Source organism: Hydrogenophaga sp. (genome assembly GCF_030656115.1).
Classification (GTDB): domain Bacteria; phylum Pseudomonadota; class Gammaproteobacteria; order Burkholderiales; family Burkholderiaceae_C; genus Hydrogenophaga.
This window is the reverse complement of record NZ_JAUSOO010000045.1, coordinates 1-24409: the sequence shown is the minus strand read 5'-3', so window position 1 is coordinate 24409 and position 24409 is coordinate 1. Positions and strand designations below refer to the sequence as shown.

General features: G+C 63.8%; 21 protein-coding genes and 1 pseudogene. 13 read left to right on the top strand and 9 right to left on the bottom strand.

Going from position 1 to position 24409, the window contains the following annotated elements; genetic code table 11:
• A pseudogene (locus tag Q7J58_RS06420) lies at positions 1-383 on the top strand (type I glyceraldehyde-3-phosphate dehydrogenase); the annotation flags it as partial.
• Positions 384-527: 144 nt separating this feature from the next.
• Here the strand turns inward: Q7J58_RS06420 and Q7J58_RS06415 are convergent.
• Together Q7J58_RS06415 and Q7J58_RS06410 are read right to left on the bottom strand one after the other, a co-directional pair.
• A complete protein-coding gene (locus Q7J58_RS06415; RefSeq protein WP_304825053.1) occupies positions 528-2309 on the bottom strand; it encodes a hybrid sensor histidine kinase/response regulator in 1782 nt (593 codons plus the stop codon).
• A 5-nt stretch (positions 2310-2314) separates the two neighbouring features.
• Positions 2315-2953: a response regulator transcription factor gene (locus Q7J58_RS06410; RefSeq protein ID WP_304825051.1), complete on the bottom strand. Its 639-nt coding sequence runs from the start codon at positions 2951-2953 to the stop codon at positions 2315-2317.
• Positions 2954-3225: 272 nt separating this feature from the next.
• Between Q7J58_RS06410 and Q7J58_RS06405 the strand changes: the two genes are divergently transcribed.
• Together Q7J58_RS06405 and Q7J58_RS06400 are read left to right on the top strand one after the other, a co-directional pair.
• Positions 3226-3450 carry a hypothetical protein gene (locus tag Q7J58_RS06405; RefSeq protein ID WP_304825049.1) on the top strand — a complete coding sequence of 75 codons (225 nt, stop codon included), beginning with the start codon at positions 3226-3228 and terminating at the stop codon, positions 3448-3450.
• Positions 3451-3875: 425 nt separating this feature from the next.
• The gene (locus tag Q7J58_RS06400; RefSeq protein ID WP_304825047.1) at positions 3876-5804 is read left to right on the top strand and encodes a S8 family serine peptidase; all 1929 of its coding nucleotides are present in this window, start codon (positions 3876-3878) and stop codon (positions 5802-5804) included.
• A gap of 39 nt (positions 5805-5843) precedes the next feature.
• Here the strand turns inward: Q7J58_RS06400 and Q7J58_RS06395 are convergent, their stop codons facing one another.
• The 3 genes from Q7J58_RS06395 to Q7J58_RS06385 are packed head-to-tail and all read right to left on the bottom strand — an operon-like array spanning position 5844 to position 7989.
• Positions 5844-6647: an SPOR domain-containing protein gene (locus Q7J58_RS06395; protein WP_304825045.1), complete on the bottom strand. Its 804-nt coding sequence runs from the start codon at positions 6645-6647 to the stop codon at positions 5844-5846.
• A complete protein-coding gene (locus Q7J58_RS06390; protein WP_304825042.1) occupies positions 6641-7465 on the bottom strand; it encodes a biotin--[acetyl-CoA-carboxylase] ligase in 825 nt (274 codons plus the stop codon). Before Q7J58_RS06390 ends, Q7J58_RS06395 begins: the two co-directional genes overlap by 7 nt.
• The gene (locus Q7J58_RS06385) at positions 7462-7989 is read right to left on the bottom strand and encodes an SET domain-containing protein-lysine N-methyltransferase (RefSeq protein WP_304825039.1); all 528 of its coding nucleotides are present in this window, start codon (positions 7987-7989) and stop codon (positions 7462-7464) included. The genes Q7J58_RS06390 and Q7J58_RS06385 overlap by 4 nt, the downstream gene beginning before the upstream one ends.
• A 96-nt stretch (positions 7990-8085) precedes the next feature.
• Between Q7J58_RS06385 and Q7J58_RS06380 the strand changes: the two genes are divergently transcribed.
• Together Q7J58_RS06380 and Q7J58_RS06375 are read left to right on the top strand one after the other, a co-directional pair.
• Entirely contained in the window at positions 8086-11055 is a 2970-nt protein-coding gene (locus Q7J58_RS06380) for a DNA topoisomerase III (protein ID WP_304825037.1), read from the top strand.
• Positions 11056-11109: 54 nt separating this feature from the next.
• Positions 11110-11754 (top strand): glutathione S-transferase family protein, encoded by a 645-nt coding sequence (locus Q7J58_RS06375; RefSeq protein WP_304825034.1) that lies wholly within the window; start codon positions 11110-11112, stop codon positions 11752-11754.
• Between the two features lie 56 nt (positions 11755-11810).
• Here Q7J58_RS06375 and Q7J58_RS06370 read toward each other — a convergent pair whose 3' ends face one another.
• From Q7J58_RS06370 to Q7J58_RS06360, 3 genes are all read right to left on the bottom strand, one after another.
• A complete protein-coding gene (locus Q7J58_RS06370; RefSeq protein ID WP_304825031.1) occupies positions 11811-13283 on the bottom strand; it encodes a sensor histidine kinase in 1473 nt (490 codons plus the stop codon).
• Between the two features lie 72 nt (positions 13284-13355).
• Positions 13356-14024 (bottom strand): response regulator transcription factor, encoded by a 669-nt coding sequence (locus Q7J58_RS06365; protein WP_304825028.1) that lies wholly within the window; start codon positions 14022-14024, stop codon positions 13356-13358.
• Positions 14025-14172: 148 nt separating this feature from the next.
• Positions 14173-14694: a MarR family transcriptional regulator gene (locus Q7J58_RS06360; protein WP_304825026.1), complete on the bottom strand. Its 522-nt coding sequence runs from the start codon at positions 14692-14694 to the stop codon at positions 14173-14175.
• 247 nt (positions 14695-14941) lie between these two features.
• Here Q7J58_RS06360 and recA point away from each other — a divergent pair, with 247 nt between their 5' ends.
• Together recA and recX are read left to right on the top strand one after the other, a co-directional pair.
• Entirely contained in the window at positions 14942-16078 is a 1137-nt protein-coding gene (gene recA / locus Q7J58_RS06355; protein WP_304825023.1) for a recombinase RecA, read from the top strand.
• Between the two features lie 50 nt (positions 16079-16128).
• Positions 16129-16581 carry a recombination regulator RecX gene (gene recX, locus Q7J58_RS06350; protein WP_304825021.1) on the top strand — a complete coding sequence of 151 codons (453 nt, stop codon included), beginning with the start codon at positions 16129-16131 and terminating at the stop codon, positions 16579-16581.
• Positions 16582-16628: 47 nt separating this feature from the next.
• Here recX and argC read toward each other — a convergent pair whose 3' ends face one another.
• Positions 16629-17552, bottom strand: a complete 924-nt coding sequence (gene argC, locus Q7J58_RS06345) for an N-acetyl-gamma-glutamyl-phosphate reductase (protein ID WP_304825018.1) — start codon at positions 17550-17552, stop codon at positions 16629-16631.
• Positions 17553-17741: 189 nt separating this feature from the next.
• Between argC and sucC the strand changes: the two genes are divergently transcribed.
• The 6 genes from sucC to Q7J58_RS06315 all read left to right on the top strand — a co-directional run.
• Positions 17742-18935 (top strand): ADP-forming succinate--CoA ligase subunit beta, encoded by a 1194-nt coding sequence (gene sucC, locus Q7J58_RS06340; protein WP_304825015.1) that lies wholly within the window; start codon positions 17742-17744, stop codon positions 18933-18935.
• A gap of 5 nt (positions 18936-18940) precedes the next feature.
• Positions 18941-19138, top strand: coding sequence for a hypothetical protein (locus tag Q7J58_RS06335; RefSeq protein WP_304825012.1), 198 nt, complete (start codon positions 18941-18943; stop codon positions 19136-19138).
• 78 nt (positions 19139-19216) lie between these two features.
• A complete protein-coding gene (locus Q7J58_RS06330; RefSeq protein WP_304825010.1) occupies positions 19217-19702 on the top strand; it encodes a hypothetical protein in 486 nt (161 codons plus the stop codon).
• 62 nt (positions 19703-19764) lie between these two features.
• Positions 19765-20649, top strand: coding sequence for a succinate--CoA ligase subunit alpha (gene sucD, locus Q7J58_RS06325; protein ID WP_118156019.1), 885 nt, complete (start codon positions 19765-19767; stop codon positions 20647-20649).
• A gap of 83 nt (positions 20650-20732) precedes the next feature.
• The gene (locus Q7J58_RS06320) at positions 20733-23693 is read left to right on the top strand and encodes a 2-oxoglutarate dehydrogenase E1 component (RefSeq protein ID WP_304825005.1); all 2961 of its coding nucleotides are present in this window, start codon (positions 20733-20735) and stop codon (positions 23691-23693) included.
• An 85-nt stretch (positions 23694-23778) separates the two neighbouring features.
• On the top strand, positions 23779-24409 hold a 631-nt coding region (locus Q7J58_RS06315; RefSeq protein WP_304825002.1), incomplete at its 3' end, for a biotin/lipoyl-containing protein.

Sequence of the window (24409 nt, the reverse complement as noted above, 5' to 3'; positions counted from 1 at the left end):
TCCCCAGCAGCACCGGCGCCGCCAAGGCCGTGGGCGTGGTCATTCCTGAGCTGAACAAAAAGCTCACCGGCATGAGCTTTCGCGTGCCCACTTCTGACGTGTCGGTGATCGACCTGACGGTGGAACTCAACAGCGAAGCCACTTACGCCGAGATCTGCGCCGAGATGAAGGCCCAGAGCGAAGGCGCCCTGAAGGGCGTGCTGGGCTACACCACCGACAAGGTGGTGGCGACCGACTTCCGTGGCGAGACCTGCACCAGCGTGTTCGACGCCGACGCTGGCATCGCGCTGGACAGCACCTTCGTGAAGGTGGTGGCCTGGTACGACAACGAGTGGGGCTACTCCAACAAGTGCCTGGAAATGGTGCGCGTGGTCGCCCAGTAAGCGGTTGTCTGCTCTATTCAAAAAAAGCGCCTTCGGGCGCTTTTTCGCTGGTGAACTCGGCGTGAAACTGCGCATGTGGACCGATGGTGAACTCGGGCCGTCGGCGAACCCGCTGCGCGGGCTGGGAGATGCTGAATGCCGCCTTCATACAACAAGGGCATGCAGCAGTTGGTTGGCTGTCAGCGGTTTGTGCAACAGCACCGCGCCGGTATCGACGGCATCGCGCAGGCGGTCAGGGGCGGTGTCACCCGTCACGATCACGCAATGCAGTGCAGGCCCCCAACGCTGGCGCAGTGCCTGAATCACATCCTTGCCGGTGACGCCGTTTTGCAACCTGTAATCCGTCACGACCGCCTGAGGGGGCCGATCGAAGTTCCGTGTCAAGGTGTCGTGCAGGTTGGCCGCCACCGTGCATTCGCAGCCCCAGAGGGTGAGCAATTGCTGCATGGAGTCGCGTACCGCCTGCTCGTCATCCACCACCAGAACGCGCAGCCCCTGCACACGCGGCAACTGGCGGCGGTCAAGCCCTTGCGCGTCCACCACGGCACCCACGGCCAGGGGCAGCTCCAGCCGGAACACGCTGCCACGCCCGACCACCGAATACACGCCCACACGGGCACCAATGACACGGCTCAGCCCCTGCACAATCGCCAACCCCAGCCCCAGGCCTTTGGTGTGGTCGCGCTCCAGGTTGTCCAACTGAAAAAACTCCTTGAAGATGCGCTGTTGGTTGTCGGCATGGATGCCGATGCCGGTATCCCACACTTCAACCACCAGGCTCGGGCCCCGCTTGCGCACCCCCACCAGAATGCCACCGTGCTCGGTGTAGCGCACGGCATTGGCCATGAGGTTGCGCACGATGAGCGACACCAGTGCCGGGTCCGAGCAAGCCGCCAGGCAGGTATCGCGCAGGCGAAACACCAGGTTCTTGTTCTCGGCCTGCGGGGCATATTCCCGGCCCAGCTCGGCCAGCACGGCCTGAAGCGAGAAGTTGCGCGGCGCGAAATGCACCACACCGGCATCCAGTCGCGAATAGTCGAGCAAGGTACCCAGCATGCTGCGCGAGGCCTCCCAGGCCGCCACAGCGTTCTCGAAAATACCGCGTTGCCTGTCGGTCAGGGGGGTCACACCCAGTGCCTCCAGAAACAGCCCCAGGGCATGGATGGGCTGGCGCAGGTCATGGCTGGCGGCGGCCATGAAGCGCGACTTGTCCGTGCTGGCCGCTTCGGCCTGCGCCCTGGCCGCCTCAGCCTGAGTCCGCGCTTCATCGGCTTGTGCCGTCTGTTGGCGCAGACGCTCCACCAGCTCGGTATTTTCAAAACGCAGCCGGATGGACTGCTTGGCCGACACCTCCGCCACACTCGAAAACTTCAACAGAAACAGCAGGTACACCAGCGAGAACACGGTAAAGACCGTGGCATGCGGGCCTCCGTGCAGGAAGAAGCCCACATTGATCAGCGGCACCACCGTCAGGTAGTGGGCGGCACTCACCGGCCAGCAGGAGTTGCAAAACCCCATCGCCGCGGCAGACACGCCCGCCACCACACAGCCGATCAGAAACAGGGTAGACAGGTCGCCGCCCGCGCTCTGGACCATCCAGGTGGTGACGCCCCAGAACGCGCCGATGAGACTCATCACGCCCATCATCAGCCATGCGCGCTCCCGCGGCGACAGCCTGTGCCGCACCCACCCCGTGCGGTAAGCCATGAACACCGCCAGCAGATACACCGAATACGCACCGAACCACACGCCCCACAAAGGCAGCGCATCCACCATGTGGAAGATGAGCGCCATGAGTGCTGCCCCCACCCACGACCCGAAAAACGCACTCCCCATCTGGGTTTCGATGAGCTGGACCTGCACATCCAGGTAACGGTCCGACTCGAACCGGTAGGGCATCAGGGCGGCCGTAGCGGCATCGGGCACGCGCTTCACTGGATCAGCCCCAGCCTGCGGGCCACCACCGTTGCCTCGGCACGGCTGTTCACGCGCAGCTGAAACAGCACGGCAGACACGTGCGAGCGCACCGTGTTTTCCGACACCGCCATGCGCTTGCCGATGGCGCGGTTGCTCAGCCCCTCGGCCAGCAGCGCCAGCACCTCCACCTGCTTGGCCGTGAGCGCGACACGTGCATCGGGCCAGGGCTCGGTGGTCGGGATTTCGTCCGGAAACCAGCGCTGCCCGCGCAGCAGGGCGGACAAAGCGGTCTGAATTTCATGGGATCCGGTGGTCTTGGCAACGAAGCCGTCCGCACCGTTGTCCCGCGCCAGGGCCACATCCTGCGGACTGGTGCTGCCCGACACGATGGCCACCACCGCATCGGGAAAGGCCATGCGCAATGTTTTGATGCCGTTGATGCCGGTGACTCCGGGCATGTAGTGGTCGAGCAGAACCAGATGAACCGCACCGCCCGCATGCGTCAGGGCTTCGACCACGTTGCCCGCCTCCTGCACCTCCCTGACCAGTGGGTGGTTCATCACCAGCAACGCCATGCCGCCCCGGAACAGGGCGTGGTCATCCACCAGCAAGACGCGCTTGCAACGGATGGCAGAGGTGTCTGAAACATGCATGGCGGTGTCTGTCAACGGAAGAAGAAGCCGGGTGCTGCCGGTGTGACGTCACAGGCGCATTGTGCGGTGGGCGGCACACAGTGCGCCGGGCTCGTCCGAATGGATGAGACATCTTCCGCTGGCTCGCCCCACCCTACAGTGCCGTGTGTCCCTGCACATTGTCAGGATCGGCGTGTCGCATCTTCCGCTTGAAACTTCATCACGCCGGATCAATTACCGAAGGGTTGGAAAAAATGTTTTGTCCTCATTGCGGGCGTGTGAGTGCGTCACGCATGTGCAAGCACTGCAGTCTGGAGAGTGAATCCCTGGCCCGCCAGATTGCACGCCGGCGGGGTTGGCTGTACCTGCTGGTGCGCCCTGGTGTGGGAGCCGGATTGCTGGCCTTGGTCTTCATGCTCATGGGCGGCACGCTTGCGGGGCTGGTGAGTGGTTTGTTGCTGGGCGGTCTGCTGGGGATGGCCTACCAGGGGCTGTACCGGGAAAAGCGTTTCCGCTGAGGGCCGCGTCCATCCGAAAGGATGAGATGTCTCCCAAGGGACCGCCCTTCCTTGAAGTCCGGCATCAACAGTCCTTCTCAGCAGGCTCGGTGTTCAACCAGGATGGATGCCTGCAACGACCAACCAACAAAGTTTTCAAACAAGCACCGGCGGCGTTGGCACCGAGCCATCCTCGCCAGGCACGGTTGTGGCCCTGGAAACAGCCAATATGCTGCCCGCCGCACAGAAGGCCAACGACAGCTTTGTGCTGTTTGATCGGGCCTTGTTTGCCGGTGACTACATGCTGTGGGGCAACGGTGCCTGCTGGTGATGCCGAGTCAACCTGTTTCGTTTTCACGGACCGTTTGAAAACGCCCAATTGAACCGCCTTGACAAGCCTGCCTCTCACCTGTTTTTGTTCGGTTTTCCGTGCTAAAACGCCTTCCATGAAAACCATTTGCTGGCGAATATTCTCGGCCTTTCTGCTGACCGGTGCGGCCGTGGCGTGGCCCCTTCATGCCCAACCGGTCCAAACCCTGGAAACCACCGCGCTGGGCTTGATCGTGGGCTTTCGGTCCAACCCAGATGACCCAGCGAGCCTTGAAACGGTCCTGGCTGCGGGGCGCGACAATCCGGTGCTCGCGCAAACGGCATGGGAACAGAAGGCGCAGCGCGCTCGTGAGCGTCTGAAGCAGATGGCCAGCGAGGCAGGCCTGCCCCTGCACAGCGTGGGCGATGCCGGCAATGCCCAGTTGCTGCGCTTTGATCGTCCCATCCGTGGCCAGGCCCTGCAAGATGCGTTGCGCCGGGCCCGCTTGCACCCCGATGTGGCCTGGGTGGAACCCAATGTGCTGCTCAAAAGGCTGCAAGCCACCCCGAACGACCCCGGTTACGCCGAACAATGGCACCTTCAGACGCCAGCGGTGGGCGGCATATCGGCCATCAACATGCCCCCGGCCTGGGCGCTGACCACCGGCAGCGCGGGCATCACCGCAGCGGTGCTCGACACCGGTATCTTGCCGCACCCCGATCTGGTAGGGCGAACCTGGGCCGGCTACGACTTTGTGAGCGAGGTGGAGTTGGCGGGCGACGGCAGCGGCCGCGACGCCGACCCGACCGACCCGGGCGACTGGGTCACACGCAGGGGCAATGCCTCGGCCGTTCAGCAAATGGTGGACGCCGGGCTGTGTGACGTGGCCCCCAGTTCCTGGCACGGCACCTTCATCGCAGGTCAGATCGGTGCCATTTCCAACAACGGCCTGGGCATTGCAGGCATCAACTGGGCCAACAAAGTGCTGCCGGTGCGTGTCTCGGGCAAATGCGGCGCCCTGTTGAGCGACTTGCTCGACGGCATGCGCTGGGCGGCGGGACTGCCGGTGACCGGGGTACCGGCCAACCCGAACCCGGCCCGGGTCATCAACCTGAGCTTCGGTGGTGATGTTCCCTGCGCCAGCAACACGCTGTACCAGTCGGCCATTGATGACGTGACCGCCAGGGGGGCCTTGGTGGTGGTGGCAGGCGGAAATGACAACAGCCAGCTGAAGCGTCCGGCCGATTGCCAGCGGGTGCTGTCGGTGGGTGCGGTTCGCCAGGATGGTTTGAAGACCGACTACTCCAGCTTCGGCCCCCAGTTGGGGCTGATGGCGCCAGGTGGATCGGAGGGTGAGCAGGTGCTGCTGTATTCCACTGCCAACTCGGGGCTTACCACCGCCGTACCCGCGCAAGACCACTACGGAACCCTGCAAGGCACCAGCTTTTCAGCCCCGCTGGCGGTGGGCGTGGCCACGCTCATGCTCTCGCTCAACCCCGCGCTCTCCCCAGCCCAGTTGATGGAGCGCATGCGCACCGGTGTGCGCCCCTGGTCGTCCGTTGCCCGGGTGCCGGCCTACCCCACCTGCAGCAACAACCGCCTGAGTCAGTCCGTCTGCCACTGCACCACGGACACGTGCGGTTCCGGGCTGCTCGACGCCGGTCTGGCCCTGCGCTTGGCTCAGGGCCCTGCTGCGGTCATTGCGCCGGTGGCCACCGCGGTGCCTGGTGCGACGGTGGCGCTGGATGGGCGCCAGAGCGTGCCCATTCCCAGCGCCACCATCGTCCACTACGCTTGGCAGCAATTGGAGGGTCCAGCCGTGCCGATCGCATCGCCCGAAGCGGCACTGGCCAGCGTGACGCTCGCGTCAGCCGGGGCGAACTATGTGTTTCAGCTGACCGTGACCGACAGCGAGGGTCGCACGGGCCGCGACCAGGTGTCCGTGGCGGCCGTCGCACCGGTGGTATCCGGCGGTGGTGGTGCCACCGGCTGGCCTTGGGCCCTGGCTCTGTGGATCTGGGTGCTGACCACAGGGTGGGCGGTGCGACGCAACCCGGTGGTTTAACGACCTGCCTTGTATGCGCTCGCTGCGTGGTTTTCGGGTTCAGTTGCAAGGGCGAAGCGGCTTGCCCGCCAGCGCAGCACCCAAGCCAGCCACCGCGTTGCGCTGGGCGGGTGTGGCATTGGGCAAACGCAGGTTGAAGCTGGTCGATTCGGCCCTTTCCTGGACCACGCGTGCGGTTCGCACGCCCGAGCGCGCAGCAATCTGGATCGCTTGCTCAGCAGCGGTCTCGCTGGAATAGGTGCCCAGCGCCAGCCCGGGGCTCAGACCCGGCGATGTCACGTCGCGGAACGCCACATTCAATTCGCGCAACTCGGCTTTCTTGCGCTCGACCTGCGCCGCGTTGTCGTAGCGACCCATGTAGACGATCCAGCGGCCGCCGCTTCGGCTTTCGTTCAGTTGCCAGCTGCCGCGCGGCAGGTCCAGCAGCGTCAGGGCTGCACGCAGGCTGTCGGCTTGCCGCTCGGTGAAACTGCCCGCCAACCAGCAAGCGCGGGCGTCTGCCACGAGCGGTGCGGGGAGGGGCGCTGGGGGCGCAGCGGGCGGTACTGGCGGTGCTGGTGGTGGCGTCTTCGGTGGTTTCAGCTCCGTGGTCTGCTCCGCTTCAGGGGCCGGTGTGGGTGTTACCGCTGCGCTGGGTTTCGGGCTGGGGCTGGTTGTCGGCGACTCGCTCGCCGGGCTCGGCGCGTTCAACAGCCGAAGGGTGTCGGGTTTGATCTGGGCCTGCAGCCGCTGGGGCTCGCGCTCTTCGTGAATCGCCAGACCCAGCGGAGCCAGATAACCCTGGGTCCAAGCAAAATAGCCTGCATTGGCCAGCAACAGCAACGCAACCAACCACCTCAGCATGGCCGCACACTCACTTCGGTGCTGGTGATGGCCCGCATACCCTGCTCGGTCAGTACCTGCAGCGCGCCCGTGGTGTCCACCCCGCAGGCCGTGCCTTGGGTACCGTCGGACAACTGCACCCCACAACCTTGCAGCGCATCAAGCCGGGCAAACCGCTGCGCAAACGCGGCAAAACCTTGCGACTCAAACGCCAGCAGGTCGCGCACCAACGCCGGTGCCACCCGCGCCAACACCTCACCCGCCGTCACGCCCACCAGCACCTCGGACAGCCCCGCCGGTGCCATGGCGGCCACCGGGCTGGCGGCCTGCGCGGCCACCGCAGCCGCCTCGGGCCGCGCAATGTTGATGCCCACGCCCACCACCACCAGCCGCTCGCGGACCGCCGCGCCACCGGTGCCCGCCGTTTCCACCAAAATGCCACCCAGCTTGCGCTGGTGCAACCACAGGTCGTTGGGCCATTTCAGGCGCACCTCGGGGTGCAGGCTGTGCGCCAAACTCACACCCACCGCCAGCGACAGGCCCGACCAGTCGGTCGGGGCCATCGGGAGCGCGAGTGAAAACGTGAGCGACTGCCCGGCCCGGCTGTGCCAGCCCTTGCCCAGACGCCCGCGTCCGGCGGTTTGCTCGTCCGCCGCCAGCAGCACCGGCTCCATCAGGCCCGCGCGCGCCCGGCGCATCAGTTCGGTGTTGGTCGAGTCGATGCTGGGCAGCACCTCGACGGTAAAACCCGGCAAGTCAGGGACGATGGCCTGCCAAAGGCCTTCAGCGTGGGCGAGCAGGTCGGACATGGGCGCAAAGCGCGGCAGCAGCGAGGTCATCGTTTCTTCTTGGCCAGCAGCGTGCCCCGGCACTGCGGCGTGCCGCACCAGCAGGGGTACTGCGCCTTCAGCTTGGGGGTATAGGGCTCGTCAATCACCAGGCCGTAGTCGTAAAACAGCTCTTCACCGGCCGCAATGGCGCGCAGCGCCCGGATGAGCACCCGCCCACCATCGATCTCGGCTTCGCAGTTGGGGGCGCAGCTGTGGTTGATCCAGCGCGAGGAGTTGCCGCCGAACTTGGCGTCGATCACATGCTGGTCGTCGATGTGGAAATAGAACGTGTGGTTCGGGTCGGTGGGGTCGTGCGGGTGGCGCTTGAGCGCCTCGTTCCAGGTGATGATCTCGCCCGTGTATTCAATCAGCAGCTCCCCCTCGGCCAGGTCCACCACGGCGTAAACCCCTTTGCCGTGCACGCCCGAGCGGCGGGTCTGGATGCGCCGGGTGGTGGCCACGTTGCGCGCCGGGCTGGCGGACGCAGCGGTATTTTGGGCGGGCGAGAGCGTCGGGCGGGGGCTTTTCGTCACGGCCAAAATTTTTGGTAAGGTTGATTCATGCAGGTGCGCGCGAGTGTGTGCGTACCCATGTGTGCGCGTGTGTACGCGCGAAATCCGATTGTAGAGATGAAAACCCTGGTCATTGCCGAGAAGCCATCCGTGGCCCAAGACATCGTGCGCGCACTTACCCCGACCGTGGGCAAGTTCGACAAACACGATGACCATTTTGAGAACGAGCGCTACGTGGTCACCTCCGCCGTGGGCCACCTGGTGGAAATTGCCGCGCCGGAAGAATTCGATGTCAAGCGCGGCAAATGGAGCTTTGCCCATTTGCCGGTGTTGCCGCCGTACTTTGACCTCAAACCCATCGACAAAACCAAGGCGCGCCTGAGCGCGGTGGTCAAGCTGGCCAAGCGCAAAGACGTGGGCCGCCTCATCAACGCCTGCGACGCGGGCCGCGAGGGCGAGCTGATCTTTCGCCTGATCGAGCAGTACGCGGGTGGCCAGAAAAACGGCCAGTACCAAAGCCTGGGAAAGCCGGTGCAGCGGCTGTGGCTGCAGTCCATGACGCCAGCGGCCATTCGCGACGGCTTCGATCACCTGAAGAGCGACGCACAAATGCAAGGCCTGGCCGATGCCGCGCGCAGCCGCTCCGAGGCCGACTGGATGGTCGGTATCAATGGCACCCGCGCCATGACCGCCTTCAACTCGCGCGACGGCGGCTTCTTCCTCACCACGGTAGGCCGGGTGCAGACGCCCACGCTGTCCATCGTGGTCGAGCGTGAAGAAAAAATCCGCGCCCACCGCAGCCGCGATTACTGGGAAATCCACGCCGCCTTCCAGGCCGAAGCGGGCCTGTATCCGGGCAAGTGGTTCGACCCCGCCTTCAAGAAACCCAGCGGCGAGGACGCCGATGCCGAACTGCGCGCCGACCGGGTGTGGAACGCCGCTGTCGCGCAGGCCATTGCCGACGCCGTGCGCGGTCAGCCCGCCACGGTGAAAGAAGAGAGCAAGCCCACCACGCAGGCCAGCGGTTTGCTGTACGACCTGACCAGCTTGCAGCGCGAGGCCAACGGCCGCTTCGGCTTTTCGGCCAAGACCACGCTGCAACTGGCGCAAAGCCTGTACGAGCGCCACAAGGCCCTGACCTACCCGCGTACCGATTCGCGTGCCCTGCCCGAGGACTATTTGCCCACGGTCAAGCAGACCTTTGAGATGCTGGCCAACAGCGGCATGAAGCACCTGGCGCCGCACGCGCTCACCGCGCTGAACAACGGCTACATCCGGCCCAGCAAGCGCATTTTTGACAACAGCAAGGTCAGCGACCACTTCGCCATCATCCCCACGCTGCAAGCGCCCAGCGGCCTGAGCGACGCCGAACAAAAACTCTACGACCTGGTGGTGCGCCGCTTTCTGGCGGTGTTTTTCCCCAGCGCAGAATTCACGGTCACCACCCGTATCACCACGGTGGCGGTGCCTGCAGTGCCCGCTGGCCACCACTTCAAGTCCGAAGGCAAGGTGCTCGTCAAGCCGGGCTGGATGGCTGTGTACGGCAAAGAAGCCGCCGAAGACGTGACCGACGCCAAGGAAGGCGACAAGGGCCAGAACCTGGTGCCTGTGCGGCCGGGTGAAACCGTGCGCACCGATAGCGTCGAGCCCAAGGGCCTGAAAACCAAGCCGCCTGCGCGTTATTCAGAAGCCACGCTGCTGGGCGCCATGGAAGGGGCTGGCAAGACCATCGACGACGACGAGCTGCGCGAGGCCATGCAGGAAAAAGGCCTGGGCACGCCCGCCACGCGCGCGGCCACCATTGAAGGGCTGCTGACCGAAAAATACATCGTGCGCGAAGGCCGCGAGATCATTCCCACCGCCAAAGCGTTCCAGCTCATGACGCTGCTGCGCGGCCTGGGCGTGGAAGAGCTGTCCAAGGCCGAGCTGACCGGCGAGTGGGAATACAAGCTGGCGCAGATGGAGAAAGGCCAGCTCAGCCGCCGCGCCTTCATGGCCGACATTGCGCAGATGACCGAACACATGGTCAAAAAAGCCAAGGAATACGACCGCGACACCATTCCCGGCAACTACGCCACGCTGCAAACCCCTTGCCCCAACTGCGGGGGCGTGGTGAAGGAAAACTACCGCCGCTACACCTGCACCGGCACCGACGGCCACAGCGACGGCTGCGGCTTCTCGTTCGGCAAATCGCCGGCGGGCCGCACCTTTGAGCCCGAAGAAGCCGAACAGCTGCTGGCCACCCAAAAAATTGGCCCGCTGGAAGGGTTTCGCTCCAAGGCGGGCTGGCCCTTTGTGGCCGAGATCGTGATCAAGTTCAACGAAGAAGAGCAGAACTGGAAGCTTGAATTCGACTTTGGCGACGACAAAAAGGGCGAAGAAACCGGCGAGCTGGTGGACTTTGCCGACAGCGAGTCGCTGGGCGCCTGCCCCAAGTGCGGCAGCCCGGTGTTTGAACACGGCGCCAACTATGTGTGCAGCCACGCCGTGCCCACCGCCGCCCAGCCCACGCCCAGCTGCGACTTCAAGAGCGGCAAGATCATCTTGCAGCAACCGGTGGCGCGCGAGCAAATGCACAAGCTGCTGACCAGCGGCAAAACCGACCTGCTCGACAAGTTCGTGTCCATGCGCACACGCCGCGCGTTCAAGGCCTTCCTGGCCTGGGACAAGGAAGCTGGCAAAGTGAACTTTGAGTTCGCGCCCTCCAAATTCCCACCGCGCAAAACCGCCGCAGGCGCAGCCGCCAAAACCGCGCCGGCCAAAAAGGCTGCGCCAGCCAAAACGGCCGCCGCCAAGAAAGCGCCCGCCAGCAAAACCGCCGCCGTGAAAACGCCCAAGGCGCCGCGCAAAACGGCAACCGGTGCGGGGTCCAAGCCCAGCGAAGCGCTGGCCGCCGTGATTGGGCCAGAGCCGGTGGCGCGCACCGAGGTCATCAAAAAGCTCTGGGACTACATCAAAGCCAATGGCCTGCAAGATGCCACCAACAAGCGCAGCATCAATGCCGATTCAAAGCTCCTCCCTGTGTTTGGCAAGATGCAAATCACCATGTTTGAACTCGCGGGCATTGTCGGCAAGCACCTGAGCTGACGTGCCGCCTTGTGACCGTTGACCCGTTGTAACCACCCCCCACAGGAGACTTGTATGACCCTCAAACTGTTTTTTGCGCCCGGCGCCTGCTCGTTTGTGCCCCACGCCATGCTGGAACTCGCCGGTGCCGCCTTCGAGCCCGTCAGCGTCAAGCTGCACAAAGGCGAGCAGCGTTCGCCCGAATACCTCGCCCTCAACCCGCGCGGCCAGGTGCCGGTGCTGGTGGACGGCGGCGAGGTCGTCACCCAGATCGTGACCATCTTGCTGCACCTGGACGCCCAGTTCCCCGAGGCTGGCATCTTGCCCGCCAGCGGCATGGCGCGCACCCGCGCCCTGCAAACCCTCACCTGGATGAACAACACGGTGCACCCCACCTTCACCCACGTGTTCATGCCGCAGAAGTTCACCGACGACGAAGCCGCCCAAAAGGCCATTCGCGGTTTTGCCATCGAGCGTTACCGGGAGTTGCTGGGCGAGATTGAAGCCCTGGCCGCACAAGCCGCGCCCTGGATGACCGGTGAACAGCCCGGCGCGCTGGACGCCTACGCCCTCACGCTGCTGCGCTGGGGTGGCTACGCCGGCATCAACCCCACCGACTTTCCCGCCACCTGGGACCTGGCCCAACGCTTTGCCGCCCTGCCCGCTGTGGCGCGTGCGGTGGAACGCGAGCGCTTGCAGCTCAACGTGTACCAGGGGTAAATCGACCTCCCGGGGCTTGCTGCGCCCCGGCCGCTGGCCCGCCCGGTGTCGGCGGCCTATTCCTGCGGCGGCTGGGTGGGTGCAAAGCGCACCGAAGCCAGCAGGCCGCGGTTGGCTTGGTCGGGGTGGGCATCGTCCATGGACACACTGGCGCCGTGCTGCTGGGCAATTTCATGCACGATGGCCAGGCCCAGGCCCGAGCCGTCCACGTTGGTGCCCAGCGCGCGGTAAAACGGCTGCAGCACCAGGTCGCGCTCGTTGGCGGGAATGCCCGGGCCGTTGTCTTCCACCTGCAAAATCTGAACGCCGCTGAAGCGGTCCAGCAGCACCCGCACGGTGACCACACCGCTGCGGCCCGAATAGTTGATGGCGTTGTCCACCAGGTTGCGCACCATTTCCTGCAACAACGTGGGGTTGCCGTCCATCAGGCAATCGGGCGGCACGCTGTCCGGGCCTTCGTAGCCCAGGTCGGTGCCGTGCTCCAGCGCGCGCGGCACCGAGTCTTGCACCACACCCATGACCAGCTTGGCCAGGTCGATCCGGGCGCTGGGCAGCGTACGACCCGTGGTCTCGGCGCGCGCCAGGGCCAGCAGCTGGTTCACGGTGTGGGTGGCGCGGGCGCTGGAGCGGGCGATCTGCTGCAGCGAGCCGCGAATTTCCACCGGATCGGTTTCTCGCTGCGCCAGTTCGGCCTGCATGCGCAGCCCGGCCAGCGGCGTTTTCAGCTGGTGTGCGGCATCGGCCAGAAAACGTTTTTGCGTGGTCAGCGAGGTTTTCAACCGGGTCAGCAGGTCGTTGATGGACGACACCAGCGGCGCCACCTCTTGCGGAATGAACGACTCTTCAATCGGGCTCAGGTCGTCGGGTTTGCGGGCGCGAATGCGCTGCTCCAGCTCGTTCAGCGGCCGAATGCCGCGCACCAGCGCCAGCCACACCAGCAGCACCGCCAGCGGCAAGATGACGAACTGCGGCACCATCACGCCCTTGATGATTTCGGTCGCCAGGGTCGAGCGCTTGCCCTTGGTTTCGGCCATTTGCATCAGCACCAGCCGCTGCGTGCCGTTGCCGCGTGAGAGCCAGGTGTAGGCCACCCGCACCTCGTCACCGCGCACCCAGTCGTCGCGCATCAGCACCCGGCCCGGCTCGGGGGTTTCGTTGTCGCGCGGCAGCGGAAAGTCGCTTTCGCCGCTGATCAGCTCGCCGCGCGGGTCCACCACTTGGTAATACACCAAGTCGCTGTCGTCGGCCCGCAGCAAGTCGCGCGCCTGGGGCGTGAGCGTGAAGCTCACTTTGCCGTCCTGACTTTCCACAAACTGGGTCAGCGCCTGCAGGTTGAATTCCAGCGCGCGGTCAAACGGCTTGCTGGCAATGCCTTGCGCCACAAACCAGGTCAGCGCCAGCGACAGCGGCCACAGCAGCAGCAGCGGTGTGAGCATCCAGTCCAGAATCTCGCCAAACAGGCTGCGCTGCTCGCGCTGGAAGAGCCCGAACGACATCGGGCTGTTGTCGTGTTTTGGGAGGTCGGACATGCAGACTAGGGCAGGGTTGCCGAGCGAATGGCGGCCGCGCTGAATGGCCGTCCCAACCCCCAACGCAGGGGGTCAAATCTTCTCAAGGCAGTAGCCGAGACCGCGCACCGTGGCAATGCGGATCGGCCCCTTCTCTATCTTCTTACGCAAGCGATGGATGTAGACCTCGATGGCGTTGTTGCTCACTTCTTCGCCCCATTCGCACAGGCGTTCCACCAACTGGTCCTTGCTCACCAGGCGCCCGGCGCGTTGCAGCAACACCTCCAGCAGGCCGAGTTCGCGGGCTGAGAGCTCCACCATGCGGCCCTCAATGGTGGCCACGCGTCCGGCCTGGTCGTATTCCAGCGGGCCGTGCTTGATGGTGTTGGTGCTGCCGCCCATGCCCCGACGTGAGAGCGCGCGCACCCGGGCTTCGAGTTCCTGCAGCGAAAACGGCTTGGCCATGTAGTCGTCGGCGCCGTAGTCCAGCCCCTTCACACGTTCTTCAACGCTGTCGGCGGCTGTGAGGATCAGCACTGGCAGCGACGAGCCGCGTGAACGCAGCCGCTTGAGCACCTCCAGCCCGTGCAGCCTGGGCAGGCCCAGGTCCAAAATCAACAGGTCAAACTCGTTGTTCGTCATCAGCGCGGCATCGGCCTCGCTGCCACTGGCCACATGGTCCACAGCGGCCCCGGCGGCGCGCAGACTGCGCAACAGGCCATCGGCCAGAACCTGGTCGTCTTCGGCAATCAAGATGCGCATGGGTGTCTCCTCTGGGCTGGCGTGGCCATTTTTTCTTGAATCGGACAGGTCCCGTGTAGAACGCAAACGTCGCACAGCCAAGACCCATACCAAAGCTTGCATTTTAGGCCGCCGATTCGCCCTTGGGCGCCTGCAGACCCCCGGGGTTTCACCGTGTCGTGGTGTGCCGGCGCCCATCCACTGCCTCCGATCCGTACGCCTCCAGACCCAGTGTCACCACCGTGGCCACGTCGGCGCCCACCTGCGCCCGAAACTCGCGCTCCGCTTGCGCCACCGCTTGGCGAAAGGCCTCCAGCCACAAGAGGCCGGTTTCGGTGAAAACGATGCGCCGAGCCCGCGCGTCCAGCGGATCGGGCTCGCGCCGCACCAGACCCCAGGCATCGCACTGCGTCACCAAGTCGCTCATGGCCTGCTTGCTCATACCCGCTTGTTGCGCCAGATCGGTCAGGCGTGACCCGTTCAGGCCCAGGTGGCGTGTGATGTGAACGTGGGCTGCCCCAATCTGCGCACGCGCAGCGAGGTTGGACAGGGCCAGCGGCACCTCCGCGTTGTGGGCCATGAGGTGCAACACCCGCTCATCAAAGCGGCGCAGGGCTTGGCCCATCAGGCGCCCCAGGTGGCCGCTGCGCCAGCGGTCGTCGGGTACAGCAAGAGACGGAGCTTCGGTCATCGATCGGGTTCTTTGCTAGAGGCGTGGGCTGCGTGCGGCACCGCAAAACCAGCGGCTCCAGATCGCCAAACTTGATATTTTGGGGTGCGGCACGCAGCAGTGCGGCTGGGCTATATAGTAAGGCAAACTGACCATAAAACACGGCATTTTCATTTTACTTGGCTGTAAACTGCCGCTCAAGCCGCCAGCCTGTAGACAGCAAAACAAACTGGAAGCGAACACCCACTTACCCGCTCAGGAGCCCAAAATGGACGCAGCCGTCAAACCCAACCCCCTCAACAGCGAAAAAGCCAAGGCCTTGCAAGTCGCGCTGGCCCAGATCGAAAAGCAGTTCGGCAAAGGCACCATCATGCGGCTGGGCGAGGGTGAAGTCATTGAAGACATCCAGGTCGTCTCCACCGGCTCGCTGGGTCTGGACATTGCCCTGGGGGTTGGTGGATTGCCACGCGGCCGGGTGATCGAAATCTACGGCCCGGAATCGTCGGGCAAGACCACGCTGACGCTGCAAGTCATTGCCGAAATGCAAAAGCTCGCCGGCACCTGCGCCTTTGTCGACGCCGAACATGCGCTGGACATCCAATACGCCCAGAAGCTCGGCGTGAACCTGCAAGACCTGCTGATCTCCCAGCCCGACACCGGCGAGCAAGCCCTGGAAATCGTGGACAGCCTGGTGCGCTCTGGCGCAGTGGATCTGATCGTGGTCGACTCGGTGGCGGCGCTCACGCCCAAAGCCGAACTCGAAGGCGAAATGGGCGACAGCCTGCCGGGCCTGCAGGCCCGCCTGATGAGCCAAGCACTGCGCAAGCTCACCGCCCACATCAAGAAGACCAACTGCATGGTCATCTTCATCAACCAGATCCGCATGAAGATCGGCGTCATGTTCGGCAGCCCCGAAACCACCACCGGCGGCAACGCACTCAAGTTTTACGCTTCGGTGCGCCTGGACATCCGCCGCACCGGCACCATCAAAAAGGGTGAAGACGCCATTGGCAACGAAACCAAGGTCAAGGTGGTGAAGAACAAGGTTGCGCCCCCATTCAAGACCGCCGAATTCGACATCCTCTTTGGTGAAGGCATCAGCCGTGAAGGCGAAATTCTGGACTTGGCCGCCAACAACAAGGTGATCGAAAAGTCCGGCGCCTGGTACGCCTACAACGGTGAAAAAATCGGCCAGGGCCGCGACAACTCACGCGAATTCCTGCGCGAAAACCCCGACTTGCGCGTCGAGATCGAAAACAAAGTGCGCGCCGCACTGGGTGTGCCCCTGTTGCCGGTGGATGAAACCGCTCAGGGCAAAAGCGGCAAAGCGGTCAAGGCCGACAAAGCCGCGAAAGTCGACAAAGCGGCCGGAAAGTCCGAGCCAGTCACCCCGGCAGCCGAATAACGGCCCCCAGAAACACCGCCTGAGTCTCGGCGCAGGCGGTCTTCCCCACCATGGCTTTTGATCACATTTCGCTCAAAGGGCGCGCGCTGCGCTTGCTGAGTGGCCGCGAGCATTCGCGCGCTGAGTTGGAGCGCAAGCTGCGCCCCCACGAAACCGAACCTGGCGAACTGGCGCGGGCGCTGGATGACCTGGAGGCCAAAGGCTTTATCAACGAGCAGCGCGTTCTCGAATCGGTGGTGCACCGGCGCGCTGCAAAAATGGGCGCCGCCCGGGTGCGCCAGGAGCTGCAAGCCAAAGGCCTCAGCCCCGATGCGGTGGCGCAGGCGGTGGCCGACTTGCAAGGCTCTGAAGTGGAGCGCGCCCGTGAGGTGTGGCGCAAGAAATTTGGCGACCCCCCTGCCGATGCCGCCGAGCGCGGCAAGCAGATGCGCTTTCTGGCTTCACGCGGTTTTGGTGGCGATGCCATTCGCCGCGTGGTCAGCGGCTGTGACGACGATCACTGAGGTTGCTCCCTGGCAATGGCACCCCGGTCAGGCGGTGCAGTACCCGTTTACAGACCCAGCATCAGCTGCAGATTTTGCACCGCCGCGCCGCTGGCACCCTTGCCCAGGTTGTCCAGGCGGGCGATCAGCACGGCGTGCTGGTGGCTGTCGTTGCCAAACACACGCAACTCCAGTTTGTTGGTGTCGTTGAGTGCGGTGGCGTCGAGTTTGCCGCTGTCGGTGGCGGGTTCCACGCTGACCCAGCCGCCGGCCACTGCGCTGGGCGCGTAGTGCGCTGCCAGTGCGTTGTGCAGGTCAGCCGCTGTGGGTTGACCTGGCAGCAAGTCCAGGTGCAGCGGCAATTGCACCAGCATGCCTTGGCGGAAATTGCCCACCGAAGGCACGAACACCGGGCGGCGTGACAGGCCGGTGTAGCGCAAAATTTCAGGCAGATGCTTGTGGCTCAGGCCCAGCGCGTAGGCTTCAAACAAGGGTGCTTCGCCTTTTTCGTAGGCCTCGATCATGGTGCGGCCGCCGCCCGAATAACCGCTCACCGCGGGCAGCGCCAGCGGGTGATCGGCGGGAATCAGGCCCGCGTCCACCAGCGGGCGAATCAGGGCAATGGCGCCGGTGGCGTAACAGCCCGGATTGGCCACCCGAGCCGCGTTCACCACCGCTTCGCGCTGGCCCGCACAGAGTTCGGGGAAGCCAAACACCCAGTCGGGTGCGCAGCGGTGCGCGGTGGACGCGTCGATGATGCGCGGCTTGAAGCCCGGCAGGCTGTCGATCATGGCCACCGATTCGATGGCCGCGTCGTCGTGCAAACACAAAATGACCAGATCCACCTGCGCCATCAGGTCGCGCTTGGCGGCCGGGTCCTTGCGCCGTTCGGGCGCAATGCTGACGACGTCAACACCCGGCATGTTGTGCAGACGTTCGCGAATCTGCAGTCCGGTGGTGCCTGCTTCGCCGTCAATGAAGACTTTGGCCATGACGCTGTTTGCCTTGTCAGTTTGGGTTCAGAGATGCATCAATATAATTATGCATTACGTTGCGCGTTGCAATGCATGCCATTGGTGCGTTGCAGCATGATACATTCTCTGGTTGCTGTTCCCAGCGCCCGATTTTCGGCCGCCTCTGGTTGGTCGTTGACCCTTTCATCCATTCCTGAGAGAGACCTCATGAAGATTCACGAGTACCAAGGCAAGGAAATCTTGCGCCAATTTGGTGTGCCAGTGCCCCGCGGCATCGCGGCGTTTACGGTGCAAGAAGCGGTGGAAGCCGCTCAAAAGCTGGGCGGCCCCGTATGGGTCGTGAAGGCGCAGATCCACGCCGGTGGCCGTGGCAAAGGCTCGTTCATCGAGCCTGCAGCCGGGGAAAAGGGCGGCGTCCGCCTGGCCCGCTCGGTGGAAGAAGCCGCCGAATTCGCCCGCCAGATGCTGGGCCGCACCCTTGTGACCGTGCAAACCGGCGAAGAGGGCAAACAGGTCAACCGGATCTACATCGAAGACGGTTCCGACATTGAACGCGAGCTGTATCTTGCCCTGCTGATCGACCGTCAGTCGAGCCGTATTTCCATCGTCTGCTCGACCGAAGGCGGGATGAGCATCGAAGACGTGGCGCATGACACGCCCGAAAAGATCCTGTCCTTTACCGTCGATCCGGCAGCCGGCTATTCCGACTACCACGGCCGCCGTGTGGCCTTTGCTCTGGGCCTGACCGGCAACCAGATCAAGCAGTGCGGCCAGATCGTGAAGAACCTATACCGGCTGTTCGTCGAAAAAGACATGGACATGCTGGAGATCAACCCGCTGGTCGTCATGAAAGACGGCAACATGAAGCTTTTGGATGCCAAAATGGCGTTCGACGGCAACGCCATGTACCGCCACCCCGATATCGCCGCCCTGCGCGACGAGTCGGAAGAAGATCCGAAGGAACTGGCCGCGTCGAAGTTCGACCTGAACTACATCGCTCTGGATGGCGAAATCGGCTGCATGGTCAACGGCGCCGGCCTCGCCATGGCGACGATGGACATCATCAAGCTTTATGGTGCGGAACCCGCGAACTTCCTCGACGTTGGCGGCGGTGCCACCAAGGAAAAAGTAACCGAGGCGTTCAAGATCATCACCTCGGACCCGAACGTCAAAGGCATTCTGGTCAACATCTTCGGCGGCATCATGCGCTGTGACATCATCGCCGAAGGCGTGATTGCGGCAGTCAAGGAAGTCGGCCTGAAGGTGCCGCTGGTTGTCCGGCTTGAAGGGACCAACGTGGAACTGGGCAAGGACATCATCCGCAATTCCGGCCTGAACGTGATTGCCGCTGACAACCTGTCGGATGCGGCGGAGAAGATTGTCAAAGCGGTGAAAGGGTAAATCTCATGCGCATATCGCTCGTTTCCGGCCTTGCCGGTATGACTCTGCTGGCCGCCTGCGGCGCTGCGGTTGTCACGCCGGACAACCACACCAACCACGCCCCGGTCTGTCAGGAACAGTCTGATTGGGCGCGGTCGGGCAAGGTTCCGACGGGCGGCATCGCCATCTCCTGTCCCGACCACGGGATCGGCGATTACAGATAACCCCACTGCAGCGCTGTCCGGCTGACAAGCCGTCTGCGGCGTTGACAGCTGCATACCCGCCATCAAAAGGAACCTGATTTGTCCCCTCGCATCGCCCCCGTCCTGTTCGGCCTTGGTCTTGTGCTCGCCCCGGTTTCCGGTGCCGCACAGGATGCCGACCCGGTCGGGCAACTGGTCGAAGGCTATGTCGCCTGCCTGCTTGGCGAGGGCGATCCTGATATCGTCGACGCACTCTTTGCCGACAGCGGCTGGACGTCGGGTCCGGGCGAGGACGGGCTGATCAGCTTTGCCCCCGGCTCCGGCGAGGCAAGCTTTGCCTACATGGCCGATGACGGCAGCTTCTGCCATGTCGAAAGCATGGTGGTCGACAGCGCCACCGCGTCAGAGGTTCTGGCCACAACGCTGCAAAGCGCAGGGCAGACCGGGATCGAATACGAAAAAGACGACATGGGCTGCACGCTCCTGCGTCTCGCCGATGGCCGCGGCATCACCATCACCTCGGGCGGCAACGACCCGAACTGCGGATCGGACACCGACAGCGGTGTCCGGTTTGCAACCGAATAACTCATCATGGGGCCGGGTATTCTGGCCCTGACATTACGTCGCTAACCGAAGGAACGCCTACGATGGCCGTACTCGTCAACGAAAACACCCGCGTGATCTGCCAGGGCTTTACAGGCAGTCAGGGCACGTTCCATTCGGAACAGGCCATCGCTTATGGCACCAAGATGGTCGGCGGTGTGACCCCCGGCAAAGGTGGCTCAAGCCATCTTAACCTGCCGGTATTCAATTCGGTGCATGAAGCAAAGGCCATGACCCAAGCCAATGCCTCTGTCATCTATGTGCCGCCACCCTTTGCCGCCGACTCGATCCTTGAGGCGATTGATGCCGAGATGGAGCTGATCGTCTGCATCACCGAGGGCATTCCGGTGCTGGACATGATGCGCGTGAAGCGCGCGCTGCAAGGGTCGAAATCCCGCCTGATCGGGCCGAACTGCCCCGGCGTCATCACGCCTGACGCCTGCAAGATCGGCATCATGCCGGGCCACATCCACCGTCGCGGTTCTGTCGGTGTGGTGTCGCGCTCGGGCACGCTGACTTATGAGGCTGTGAAGCAGACCACCGATCTGGGCCTCGGCCAGTCCACCGCTGTCGGCATCGGCGGCGACCCGATCAAGGGCACCGAACACCTTGACGTGCTGGAAATGTTCCTCGCCGACCCGGAAACCCAGTCGATCATCATGATCGGCGAAATCGGCGGCTCGGCCGAAGAAGAGGCCGCACAATTCCTGGCCGATGAAAAGAAACGCGGCCGCTGGAAGCCGACCGCTGGTTTCATCGCCGGCCGCACCGCCCCTCCGGGCCGTCGCATGGGCCATGCCGGTGCCATCGTTGCCGGTGGCAAGGGCGACGCGGAAAGCAAGATCGAGGCCATGCGCAGCGCGGGCATCATCGTGGCCGACAGCCCGGCCACGCTGGGCGAAGCCGTGATGAAAGCCCTTGGCAAGTAAAAGATCCGGGGCTGCGGTTTGTCCGCAGCCCTGCCCTCAGGTTCAAAAAACCGATACGGTCCCAACCCAGATAAGGTTACTCCATGACCGAGCAATCCCCCAACAGCCAATTCCGCGCAGGCTCGTTCCTTGACGGGGCCAATGCCGATTACATTGATCAGTTGCAGGCCCGCCATGCCGCTGATCCCGCGTCGGTCGATGCGCAATGGGCCGCGTTTTTCCGCGACCTTGGCGAAAGTGACTCCGATGCCAAGGCAGCCGCTGCCGGGCCAAGCTGGGCCCGCGCCGACTGGCCGCCGATGCCATCGGATGACCTGACCGGTGCTTTGACCGGCGAATGGCCGGTGGCTGCCCCCGCGAAAGAAGGCCGCGCCGCCGCCACCAAAATCGCAGCCAAAGCCGCCGAAAAAGGCGTGTCGCTGTCGGATACCGAAGTGCAGCGCGCCGTGCTCGACTCTATCCGCGCCCTGATGATCATCCGCGCCTACCGGATCCGCGGCCACCTGATTGCCGATGTCGATCCGCTGAACATGCGCGACCAGACCCCGCACCCGGAACTGGACCCGCGCTCTTACGGCTTCACCGAAGCCGACATGGACCGCCCGATTTTCATCGACAACGTGCTGGGCCTTCAGGTCGCGTCGATGCGCCAGATCATGGATATCGTCAAACGCACCTATTGCGGCACCTTCGCGCTGCAATACATGCACATTTCCGACCCGGAACAGGCAAGCTGGCTGAAAGAGCGGATCGAAGGCTATGGCAAAGAGATCCAGTTCACCCGCGAAGGCCGCCGCGCCATTCTGAACAAGCTGGTCGAAGCCGAAGGTTTTGAAAAATTCCTCCATGTCAAATACATGGGCACCAAACGCTTTGGCCTAGATGGCGGCGAAGCGCTGATCCCCGCGATGGAGGCGATCATCAAGCGCGGCGGTCAGTTGGGCTTGAAAGAGGTGGTGATCGGCATGCCACACCGGGGCCGTCTGTCGGTTCTGGCCAATGTGATGAGCAAACCCTACCGCGCCATTTTCCACGAGTTCCAGGGCGGTTCCTACAAGCCCGAAGACGTAGATGGCTCCGGCGATGTGAAATACCACCTCGGCGCCTCGTCGGACCGTGAGTTTGACGGCAACAAGGTCCACCTGTCGCTGACCGCGAACCCGTCGCACCTTGAGGCGGTGAACCCGGTCGTGCTGGGCAAGGTCCGCGCCAAGCAGGATCAGTTCAACGACACCGACCGCACGATGGTACTGCCGATCCTGCTGCACGGGGATGCGGCCTTTGCCGGTCAGGGCGTCGTGGCCGAATGCTTTGGCCTGTCCGGGCTGAAAGGTCACCGCACCGGCGGCACTATTCATATCGTGGTGAACAACCAGATCGGTTTCACCACCGCGCCGGCCTTCAGCCGCTCGTCGCCCTATCCGACCGACATCGCCCTGATGGTCGAGGCGCCGATCTTCCACGTCAACGGCGACGATCCCGAAGCGGTGGTGCATGCCGCCAAGGTGGCGATCGAATTCCGCCAGAAGTTCCACAAGGATGTGGTGCTGGATATCTTCTGCTACCGCCGCTTTGGTCACAACGAAGGCGACGAGCCGATGTTCACCAACCCGGCGATGTATACCGCGATCAAGAAGCACAAGACCACTTTGCAGCTGTACACCGAGCGTCTGGTCAAGGATGGGCTGATCCCCGAAGGCGAGATCGAGGATATGAAAGCCGCGTTTCAGGCCCGCCTGAACGAAGAGTTCGACTCGGGCAAAAGCTTCAAGCCGAACAAGGCCGACTGGCTTGATGGCCGCTGGTCAGGCTTTGAGCGTGAGCGTGAGGAGTATCAGGCCGGCGAAACCGCGATCAAACCCGAAACCATGGCCGAAATCGGGGTCGCCCTCAGCACGCCGCCCGAGGCGTTCGACCTGCACAAAACCGTGGGCCGCCTGCTGGACAACAAGGCCAAGATGTTTGCCGAAGGCAAAGGCTTTGACTGGGCCACCGCCGAGGCGCTGGCCTTTGGCAGCCTCGTGACCGAAGGCACCCCGGTGCGTCTGTCCGGTCAGGACTGTACGCGCGGCACCTTTAGCCACCGGCATTCCGGTCTGGTCGACCAGAGCTCGGAAGAACGCTACTACCCGCTCAACCACATCCGCGCCGGTCAGTCGCGGTATGAGGTGATCGACTCGATGCTGTCTGAATATGCGGTGCTGGGGTTCGAATATGGCTATTCTCTGTCAGAACCCAACGCGCTGACCCTGTGGGAAGCACAGTTCGGCGGTTTCGCCAATGGCGCGCAGATCATGTTTGACCAGTTCATCAACTCGGGCGAATCCAAATGGTTGCGGATGTCGGGCCTCGTCTGCCTGCTGCCGCATGGCTATGAGGGTCAGGGGCCGGAGCATTCCTCGGCCCGGCCGGAGCGGTTCCTGCAGATGTCGGCAAATGACAACTGGATCGTGGCAAACGTCTCGACCCCGGCGAACTATTTCCACATCCTGCGCCGCCAGATCAACCGCAGTTTCCGCAAACAGCTGATCAAGATGACGCCGAAATCGCTGCTGCGTCACCCGATGGCCGTGTCGGATGCCGCCGATTTCACCACCGGGTCTTATTTCCACCGCGTGCTGTGGGATGATGCGCAAAAAGGCCATTCCGAGCTGGAGCTGAAACCCGATGCCGACATCAAGCGCGTCGTGATCTGCTCTGGCAAGGTCTACTACGACCTGCTTGCCGAACGCGACAAACGCGGCGCGGATGATGTCTATCTGCTGCGGCTGGAACAGTTCTACCCCTTCCCGGTGCAGTCGATGTCCAAGGAGCTGGAACGGTTCAAGGGGGCGGAAATCATCTGGTGTCAGGAAGAGCCAAAGAACCAGGGCTACTGGAGCTTTGTCGAACCCAATATCGAATGGGTGCTGACCAAGATCGGGGCCACCCAGTCCCGCGCTCGCTATGTCGGCCGGTCGGCCTCGGCCTCGCCCGCCACGGGTCTGGCCCGCCGGCACAAGATGGAACAGGATGCGCTGGTATCCGAAGCCCTGACACTCTGACCGCGACACTGACCGCCGCGGGGCCGCCGCCCGGCCCCGCCAGCCCCTGTCAAAAACGCCCGAAGTGGCGTGGAGGAAGACGAAGATGACTGACGTAATGGTTCCCGCCCTTGGTGAATCGGTCTCTGAGGCCACCGTTTCGACCTGGTTCAAAAAGGTTGGCGACGTGGTCAAGCAGGACGAGATGCTGTGCGAACTTGAAACCGACAAGGTGTCGGTCGAGGTTCCGGCCCCGGCCTCTGGTGTGCTGGCCGAAATCCTGGCGCCCGAAGGCGCGACCGTGGCCGCCAACGCCCGGCTTGGCATCATTTCCGAAGGCGCTGCCGCACCCGCCGCCAAGGACGAGCCGAAAGCCAAAGACGCCGAGGCGGTGAATTCGCCCGGTGCAGGGCCGGAAACCCTGACCGAGCGCAAGGACGTCGAAGACGCGCCATCCGCCAAGAAGGCCATGGCCGAAGCCGGCGTTACCCGCGATCAGGTGCAGGGCTCTGGCCGTGACGGCCGCGTGATGAAGGAAGACGTGGCCAAAGCCGCAACTGCGCCCACAGCCTCGCCCGCCCCTGCCCCGGCCTCGATTCCGCGCGGCCCGGTCAACACCGACGACGCCAGCCGCGAAGAGCGGGTCAAGATGACCCGGCTGCGCGCCACCATCGCCCGCCGCCTGAAAGACGCGCAGAACACCGCCGCCATGCTGACCACCTATAACGAGGTGGACA